Genomic DNA, 6106 nt, shown 5'->3' on the forward strand with positions numbered 1-6106 from the left:
GCGATGGACAAGCTCGTGGCCGAGATGGCCGGATAGTCCACGATCAGAATCTAAACAATTAAAATGATTAAATCCCCGATGCAAACCGTCGGGGATTTGATTTCGTTGCTATTAGAACTGGAAGTAGATGAACGGGCAGCTGTCTGCGCTCATGAACTGGTAGATGACGAAGATGATGAACGCGGTCGAAATCACCATCAGCGGAATCGGCTGCGATGCGAATGTGATGCGGTAGCGGCTCTTGAATTTTTTCGGGACCCAGTGGATGAGCATGCCCGCGATGAACACGAGGATAATGTTGATGTGTTCCCAGGCGATAGTGCTGAGCGTGTCCCATTTCCAGGCGGTACCCATCTGCTGCACCATGTTCTTTGCAGTGTTCCAGGCGACTTCGTTGGCTTCGGCGGGGTCAAGGTTCGAACCGGCGCGGAAGAAAAGTCGCGTAAACGTGATGAACACGAAAGTAAGGGTGACGTTCCAGGCGACGTAAAGTCCGTGGATGTACTTGTCGCTGAACAGACGGAAAATCATGACGGCATAGATGCCTGCAAAGAGAACGCCGAAATAGACGGCAGTAATCGCGAAGATGGCGGTATGCGTCTGCTTGAAGATGACGGCGCTCGAGGCGAACAGCAGGAAAGCTGCCGAGGCGCGGAATGTCCTGCTGCGCTTAACCCAGAACTTGTTGAATACCTGGCCGAAACCGTTGAGGCCGCCCCAGATGATAAAGTTCCAGCTCGCTCCGTGCCACCAGCCGCCCACGATCTGCGTGGACATGGCGTTCATGTTGGTGGTAATGAACTTGCGGGAGTCCGGCTTGAAATAGGCGTAAAGGGCGATATAGAGGAAGAAGAGGCCGAGGGCGACGCCGACCCAGACGCTACCGGAAAGGAGAATGGCGACAAGGCTCAAGAATCCCATCCAGAAGTAGGTGCCGAGGGTCGCGTTACGGTTACCGCCCAGCGGAATGTACAGGTAGTCGCGCCACCAGCTCGAAAGGGAAATGTGCCAACGACGCCAGAATTCGGTGGGGGAGAGCGCCTTGTAGGGGCTGTTGAAGTTCTGCGGCAGACGGAAACCCATCAGAAGGGCGACGCCGATGGCGATGTCGGTGTAGCCGGAGAAGTCGGCGTAAACCTGCAGCGAGTAGGCGAACAGGGCGATAAGGTTTTCAAGTCCCGTGAACAGGAGCGGCGTGTCGAAAACGCGGTCCACGAAATTGGTGGCGAGGTAGTCGCTCAAGATAATCTTCTTGGCAAGTCCGTTCAGAATCCAGAAGACGGCGATGCCGAAAGTGCGGCGGGGCAGAAAATACTTGCGGTATAGCTGCGGAACGAACTTGTCGGCGCGAACGATCGGGCCTGCGACCAACTGCGGGAAGAACGTGAGGTAGAATCCGAAATCGAGAATGTTCTTGACGGCCGAAATCTTGCCGCGGTAAATGTCGATACAGTAGCTGATTGCCTGGAAGGTGAAGAACGAAATGCCTACGGGCAGGATGATGGTGTCTACGAGGGAATTCGTGCCAAACAGCTTGTTGCTGGCGGCGGCGAAGAAATTGTAGACGTGGAGCTCGATACCGGTAAAGTCGTAGAGAGCGTCCAAGAAGAAATAGGAGTATTTATAGTAGCAAAGGACTAGCAAATCGATGATGACGATGATGATCATCCAGAGCTTCTTTTTCCAATGCTCTTCGGCGCGTTCAATCCACTTGCCTATAAAGAAGTTCGCGATGACACAAAATACCAGGATGCACACATAGCTGCCGCTCGTCTTGTAGTAGAAAAACATGCTGGTCGCAAAGAGAAAGGCGTTGCGGAGCAGGATGCGGTTTTTGACGAGGGTGAGGAACGCAAAGACAACCGCGAAGAATCCCCAGAAGTAGAACTGCGTAAATAGCAGCGGACTGTTCGGGTCAAACGAGAAAGTTCGAGTGAGATATGGTATTAAGTAATCAAGCATATTTTTAGATCCTTCGACGACGCCCTTCGGCAGGCTCAGGGACCTTAGTAAGGTTAGCGAGCTTGTCGAACCACGCTCAGGATGACTCTATCCTTATTTGTTGCCTCGTTCGTCTTTCGTCTGTAGGGCCGTAGGCCCGTTCTCTCGTTTAATTTCTGCGGGTAAATTCGCGATGTGTTCCTGATAGCTGTTGATGATGGCCTTGTAGAACAGGTCGCCAAGCAGATTGTAGCCCGAAAGCTTGAAGTGAACCTTGTCTGCCTTGGCGAGGTCCGCGCGCTCCCACTTGGCCATGGAACCGAGGCCGCCCATAATGCTGAACTTGTCCCAGACGCCAGCCTGGTGCTTTTCGGCGAGTGCGAAGAATGCCTTGCGGGCGATGTCTCCATTCGGGTGCTGCACGTAGCGCTTCTTCTTGACCTTGCGGAACATGTCGTTGTTGGTCTCGAAGATAATCGCCACATTCGGGTTCACGTTCTTGATGCGGGCGATGAGTTTGTCGTAATCGTCCTTGAATTGCTTGTCGTTAAAGTGCTGGACGTTTGCATCGTTGATGCCGATGGCAAAAATCACGAGGTCGGGCTTGTAGTAGGCGAGCTGCTTTTCGAATAGCGGACAGACCTCTTCAAAATAGTCATGTACCTTGGCGCCGTTGATACCCACGCCCGTATAGGTGATGCCGGGTGCGTCGGTTTCGGTGAGGATGCCGGTGAGCGTGAATCGCGGACGTGCGTTCTGCTTTACGGAATCGGGAACGGCGACGGTGTCGGCGATGCAGTGTTCCTCGGCGATGTTCGTGGAATCGAGTTCGCCTTCGGCGTAGTTGACGGCAGGTTTCTTCGCCATGTTGGCGCAGCTGCGGGAGCCTTTGTTTGCCTCCTTATTCTTCGCTTCTTCGCGGGCGAGGCAGGCGGTGTCGAGAACGTCACATTCTCCCTGGAACATAGAGTCGCGGGCGACATCAGGTTGCGGTATCGCTACGTTGTTCGGGATCTTCGCGGGCGCTTCGGCGGCTTCCGGAAGCTTGGTTGGCGTCGTGTCGCCATTTGCCTTTTTCAGCGAATCCTCGACGGCGCGGGCGATAGAATCCTGCAACAGAGAATCGGTGATGAATTGTGCAACGGTCGCCTGTTGCAATGAATCCATCCAGCGGAATGCGATTTGTATGGAATCGATCGGACGCGGGGAGGTGAACACGTAGCTCTGGCTTGCGGAGTCCAATGTGCCGTAGATATCGGTTGAATCAACCCGCAGCACGGGAACGACATCATTGTTGTCGCTATAGCCGAACAGGCGGAACTTGGTTTCGCCCCAGAGCGGTGTCGAATTGTACTTGTCCAGAAGGATCGAAATTTCGGCGCGCGGGTCGGAGGTGCTGACGGCAATACCGAGGAGTCCGAGCGGCTTCTTGATTTCGCGCTGCACGTTCTTGTTCATGTCCCAGATGCCCTTGTAGTAGCTGGCATAGCTGGCGGGCGTGTTGGTGCGAGCAGCAGAGTAGGGGAACACAAAACCGCGACCGGCGGATGCTCCCGGATATTCCTTGATAAAGTGTTCGCGGATGCGTCCGGAAATCACGTCTGCTTGCAGGTGCGAACCGCCGACATGCAAGATGCGGACTTGTCCCTTGTTTTCAAATACGAGCGTATCGAGTTTGTTGAAAAACGGCGTGAACGAGGCGTTTCCCTTGGGGTATTGGATCACGTTCAGTGAAGAATCGATAAAGTCGTAGCGGGACAGGTCGATGCTGTAGGCTCCAGGTGCCGCGGGCATGTCCTTGGCGAATGCAACAAAGACTGTCAGTAAGACGATGCGGAGAATTTTTTTCATTTGTTTGTTTCTCCTTCCGACTTCTGATTTCCGGTATCCGAACTATCTTTCGTTACTCGTTTCTCGTTTTTCGTTTCTTCCTTCGCCTGCTTCTTCCACTCGTGGATATCCTTCAGCTTTTCGTCGCTGATGTTGTGCCTGTCGCGGAACTTGAAGTAGTCGTAGTGCATGCGGAGTGCCGCGCAGAAAAGGTCGCCCATGTAGGCCGCACCCCTGCGGGTAAAGTGGATGTGGTCCGTGAAACCGAGTGCAGGTTCCTTGTTGACCCACTTCATCATCGAACCGTTTCCGCCCATCACGCGGTGCATGTCCCAGTAGGCGGCGCCGTTATCAAGGGCCACTTCGCGGAGCGCCTTGATGGTCATGTTGAGCCCTGCGTAGGTCTGCCACTGTCCGTCTTTCTGGCGGGCCATATCGGCGGGACCGATAAAAAGAATGTCCGCGTCGGGGTTCGCCTTCTGGATGGCCTGAATCTGGCGGGTGATAATCTTCTTGGTCCATTCGATGTTGCCGGAATTCGTTCCCGGAACGAGGTTGCCGCCGTATTCCATGATGATGAGGCGTGCGTTCATCGCCTTGTACGATTCCGCGAGAAGTTCCGAATCGATGCGGTGGAAAATGGTACCCGAAGATCCGCGCATGGCGACGTTGTCGACCGCGACACCGTAGGCGCCGTCTGCCGCGATGGCGTAGATTTCGGCGTTGCCGGAAAGGTACATCTTGGCAATCGAGGTCGTGTCCTTAAGCTTCCAGGTGTAGACCTTCAGCTTGTTGAACGTTTCGACGATGGGTTCGCCCGCGTCAACTACCTTGGTGGTACGCTTTTCTTTCGGATTGCCTTCTTCGTCTTCGCCGACGACTTCAACAAACGTCTGGTTCACGTTGAGCTTCGCCTTGAGGTGCGCGCCCTTGTTCATGAGAATCTTGACGGTGCTGTAGCCACCGACGTGTGAAAACTGGTCCTTGCGTTCCTTGCGCTTCTGGATTGTAATTGCCGCTTCACCTTCAAGTTTGGCGAGCTGCGCAAGGGGGCCGTAGCGGCTGTGATCCGCTTCTTCTTCCTTGGGACCAAACAGGATGTATCGTGAAAGTGCTCCTGAATTGGAATGGCTCGTGGTCTGCGAAGGGACCGTCATAATGGCTGGCATCATGCCGGGGCCTGCACCGCCGAATTCATCTTGCAAGTCTTCGCGGATGGTCGCAGAAATGCGGTCTTCTTCGAGCTGCGAGTCTCCGTAGTGCACGATGTGGACCACGTTCGAATCGAGACTCGCCAGTTCCAGGTGCAAAAAGAAACGGTCAAACCAGGTAGGATCGTTGTTCGGCAGATCGAAACGGGTCTTGCCCTTCCTGAAAAAGTCCTCATAGAACTTGAGCGAGTCGCTGAAGGCCGCAAATTCCTTCCGCTTGGTCGCTTCCATCATTTCTCGGATGGCGTCTTCGGGGTCCGCCGCAGAAGAATCCGCAAGCGAGTCCCCTGTAATGGAGTTCTGCTTCTCGAAGATTTCGGTGAGCTTCGGGTAACGGAGCGTGTATTCTCCGACATGGATGCCGCCGTCGGGGTAAATCAGGGCGATTAGCCCCAGTACGGCGAACAAACTGATGATGGATAAGAGAACTTTTAAGGGGGACATCATAGACGGTCAATAATCGCTGCGACGTTGCCTACGAACATTTCGCCGGTGCGCATGTCCTTGTATTCGAATTCACCTTCGGCAGCCTTGGAGCCGTCCACGTAGACGACAATCTTGGCGCCCTGGTAGTTAGCCTGGTCGAGCTGCTTGCCCATTTTCATGGCGGCGAGCGGGTGAGCGACCGAGAACGGCTTGCCCCCTTCTTTGCTAGAGCTTGCACTGCGGAACACCTGGGCGGTTTCAAACACCTTCTTCATGTCGTTTGTGAAACTTGCGATGTAGAAGTCGACGCTCTGCTTCGGGCTCGGGAGCAACTTGTGCTCGGCGAGGAGGTCTGCGAGCACCACGTCGCCCATGCCAAAGCCCACGCCCGGGATGCGTTCGCCACCGAGCTTTTCGGTGAGGCTGTCGTAACGGCCACCGCCAGCGATAGCGCGCATGGATTTGCCCTTGTCAAAGACTTCGAACACGATGCCGGTGTAGTAGGCGAGGCCACGAACGATAGAGAGGTCGAGGTTCACGCATTCACCGTAACCTGCGGCGGTAAGGGTTGCGAACAGGTCTTCGATTTCCTGGAGGGCGGCCGTCGCGTTTTCGCTATGTACCTTGGCCTTGACTTCTTCGATGCTCTTGCAGCTCATGAAGTCGTCGAGCTTTTTCACCTGGTCTTCGCTGAGGCC

4 protein-coding genes are annotated in these 6106 nt (G+C 54.7%); all 4 read right to left on the minus strand.

Annotated elements, in window-relative coordinates; genetic code table 11:
- Window positions 1–111: 111 nt before the first annotated feature.
- Window positions 112–1962, minus strand: a complete 1851-nt coding sequence (locus Q0W37_RS15005; RefSeq protein WP_297702355.1) for an MBOAT family O-acyltransferase — start codon at window positions 1960–1962, stop codon at window positions 112–114.
- Window positions 1963–2055: 93 nt separating this feature from the next.
- Window positions 2056–3792 (minus strand): GDSL-type esterase/lipase family protein, encoded by a 1737-nt coding sequence (locus tag Q0W37_RS15010; protein ID WP_297702356.1) that lies wholly within the window; start codon window positions 3790–3792, stop codon window positions 2056–2058.
- A complete protein-coding gene (locus tag Q0W37_RS15015; protein ID WP_297702357.1) occupies window positions 3789–5429 on the minus strand; it encodes a GDSL-type esterase/lipase family protein in 1641 nt (546 codons plus the stop codon). The genes Q0W37_RS15010 and Q0W37_RS15015 overlap by 4 nt, the downstream gene beginning before the upstream one ends.
- The coding region (locus tag Q0W37_RS15020; RefSeq protein WP_297702358.1) for an ATP phosphoribosyltransferase regulatory subunit at window positions 5426–6106 on the minus strand (681 nt) is incomplete at its 5' end. The genes Q0W37_RS15020 and Q0W37_RS15015, both read right to left, overlap by 4 nt.

Origin of the sequence: uncultured Fibrobacter sp., assembly GCF_947166265.1 — a bacterium.
Classification (GTDB): Bacteria; Fibrobacterota; Fibrobacteria; order Fibrobacterales; family Fibrobacteraceae; genus Fibrobacter.

Bases quoted from the DNA above. Each gene is read 5' to 3' on its own strand.
- Q0W37_RS15015 (WP_297702357.1), bottom strand. From the start codon at position 5,429: ATGATGTCCCCCTTAAAAGTTCTCTTATCCATCATCAGTTTGTTCGCC.
- Q0W37_RS15010 (WP_297702356.1), bottom strand. From the start codon at position 3,792: ATGAAAAAAATTCTCCGCATCGTCTTACTGACAGTCTTTGTTGCATTC.
- Q0W37_RS15005 (WP_297702355.1), bottom strand. From the start codon at position 1,962: ATGCTTGATTACTTAATACCATATCTCACTCGAACTTTCTCGTTTGAC.